The sequence below is a fragment of the Streptomyces sp. SID486 genome, assembly GCF_009865385.1.
Lineage (GTDB): Bacteria > Actinomycetota > Actinomycetes > Streptomycetales > Streptomycetaceae > Streptomyces.
In genome coordinates, this window is sequence record NZ_WWJT01000484.1 from 1 (window position 1) to 2,816 (window position 2,816).

At 77.5% G+C, this 2,816-nt stretch carries 1 protein-coding gene and 1 pseudogene; both read right to left on the reverse strand.

Features of this window, described 5'->3' with window-relative positions; translation table 11 throughout:
• Positions 1-80: 80 nt before the first annotated feature.
• Entirely contained in the window at positions 81-1,331 is a 1,251-nt protein-coding gene (gene purD / locus GT045_RS22890) for a phosphoribosylamine--glycine ligase (protein ID WP_161335282.1), read from the reverse strand.
• 374 nt (positions 1,332-1,705) lie between these two features.
• Positions 1,706-2,816 (reverse strand): annotated as a pseudogene (locus GT045_RS22895) (DNA polymerase III subunit gamma and tau); the annotation flags it as partial.

Below are 2,816 nucleotides of genomic sequence, written 5' to 3' on the forward strand. Positions count from 1 at the left end.
GCGGTGGCCGGGTCGGCTTCGACTGCCGAGGGTGCCGAGGACCGAAGGCCGGCGGTGGCCGGGTCGGCTTCGGCTGCCGGTCAGGCCCGCGCCGCTTCTGCCGCGATGTCGGTGCGGTGCTGGGAGCCGTCCAGGCCGATCCGCCCCACCGCCCGGTACGCCCGCTCGCGGGCCTCGGCCAGGTCCTCGCCGGTGGCCGTGACGGACAGCACGCGTCCGCCCGCGCTGACCACCGCGTCGCCGTCCCGCCTGGTGCCGGCGTGCAGCACGTACGCGTGCGGGGCGTCCTCGGCGGCCACCGCGTCCAGCCCGGTGATCGGGTCGCCGGTACGCGGGGTGTCCGGGTAGTTGTGCGAGGCGACGACGACCGTGACGGCCGCGTCCGCGCTCCAGCGCAGCGGTGCCAGGTCGGCGAGGTTGCCGGTGGCCGCGGCCATGAGGACACCGGCCAGCGGCGTTTCCAGGCGGGCCAGCACGACCTGGGTCTCCGGGTCGCCGAAGCGGGCGTTGAACTCGATGACCCGCACTCCGCGCGAGGTGATCGCGAGGCCGGCGTAGAGCAGCCCCGAGAAGGGGGTGCCCCGGCGGCGCATCTCGTCCACCGTCGGCTGGAGCACGGTCTGCAGGACTTCGTCGACCAGCTTCGGGTCGGCCCACGGCAGCGGCGAGTACGCGCCCATCCCGCCGGTGTTCGGGCCCTCGTCGCCGTCCAGGGCGCGCTTGAAGTCCTGGGCGGGCTGGAGCGGGACGACGCTCTCGCCGTCCGTCACGGCGAAGAGGGACACCTCGGGACCGTCGAGGAACTCCTCGATCACGACACGGTCGCACCCGGCGGCGTGCGCCTTGGCGGTCTCGATGTCGGAGGTGACGACGACGCCCTTGCCGGCGGCGAGGCCGTCGTCCTTGACGACGTAGGGGGCACCGAAGGCGTCGAGGGCCTCGGCGACCTCCTCGGCGGTGGTGCAGACGTAGGAACGGGCGGTCGGCACCTCGGCCGCCGCCATGACGTCCTTGGCGAAGGCTTTGGACCCCTCCAGCCGGGCGGCCTCCCCGGAGGGACCGAAGACCGGGATGCCCGCCGCGCGGACGGCGTCGGCCACACCGGCGACCAGCGGGGCCTCCGGGCCGACGACGACCAGTTCGGCGCCGAGACCGGTGGCCAGTTCGACCACCGCGGCACCGTCGAGCGGGTCGACCGGGTGCAGCTCGGCGACCTCGGCGATGCCGGCGTTGCCGGGGGCGCAGTGCAGCGCGGTGACGTCGGGGTCGAGGGACAGGGAGCGGCACAGGGCGTGTTCGCGGGCGCCGCTGCCGATGACGAGGACCTTCACGGGGCTCAGCCTACTGGCAAGGTCACCGAAGACAGGGGGCCGGGCCGTTCGGCTGTTCCTCCAAAGGTCCCGGGAGGGCCCGACGAGGACAGGGGCCCGCCGTCACCCCGGCCACTCCGACCGGGGGGCGCCGGGCAGTACACCCGGAGGCCGCGGGACAGTCCACCCTGGATCCGTCGGGCACTCCGCCGAAGGGCCGGGCGCTCACCCCCGGGAAGCCGCCGAGCACGGCACTCAGGGGCCGGGTGCTCCCCCGAGAGCCGGCGGGCACTCCGCCTGGAGCCGGGCACTCACCCGGGAGCCGCCGGGCGGTCGATGTCCCTTGCCGCCCCGGTACCCCGGCCGGGGGCCGTGGGGTGTGGCCTCGGCGGCCGCTACTCGTTGGTGAACTCCTCCATCACGGTCGCTCCCAGCTCGCGCACGATCAGTTCGTGGCCGGACAGGGCCGACTCGTCGAGATCCGGGTCGTCGTCCTCGGGGATGTCGTCCTCGGGTGAGACGGGCCGCGGCTCGGGGGCGGCCGGCCGGGGCCCCTGGGCGGGCGCGGCCGGAGCACTGCCCTGCGGGGCGGACGACTGCGGGGCGGGCTGGGGTGCCGCCGGACGGGGCGCGGCCGGGGAGCCGTAGCCGCCGCCCGGGGTGCCGCCGTAGCCACCGGCGGGAGAGCCGCCGTAGCCGCCGCCCGCGCCACCGTGTCCGGGTGAGCCGCCCGGGGCCGGCGGGACCGAGCCGCCGGACGGGTCGACGACCGCCTCGATCTTCCACTGCACGTTGAACTGTTCGGCCAGCGCCTGCCGCAGCACGTCCTCGCTGCCGCTGCCGGAGAAGTTGTCGCGGGCACCGGCGTTCACGAAGCCGAGCTGGAGGGTCGTGCCGTCGAAGCCGGTCACCTGGGCATTCTGGCTCAGCAGGATCCAGGTGAAGCGGCGGCGGTTCTTGACGGCCTCCAAGATGTTCGGCCAGAGGGCGCGGGGGTCGGGGCCACCGGCGGGGGCGGCCGGAACGGGTGCCGGGGCCTGGACCGCGGGGACCGGCCCCGGGGCCGCCTGCTCGGGGGCGGGGCGGCCCGGCTGCGGGTCCGGCCGGCCGGAACCCTGGGCCGGCCGGCCGCTCGCCGGAGCGGCGGCCGTGGGCCAGCCACCGGGGCGCCGTCCGCCGCCGGCGGAGGCGGCGGTGGGCCAGGCACCGGGAGCGGGGGCCGCCGGGGGCTGAGCGGGCGGAGCGGAGGGTGCGGGCGCAGGGGGCGCCGCGGCTTCCGGGGCGGGGGCCGCTGGCGCGGGGGCGGTGGGCGGAGCCGTCGGCTCGGCAGGGGCGGTGGGGGTCGCGGGAGCGGCGGGGGCTGTGGAAGCGGTGGGAGCGGCTGGAGCGCTGGGGGCCGTCGCGGCACCGAAGCCTTCAGGGGTGCCCGGACCGGTGCCCGGACCGCCTGCCGGGGCGCCGGCACCGCCCGGGCCGCCGGCCGCGCGGACGGCCGCTCGGGCGGCG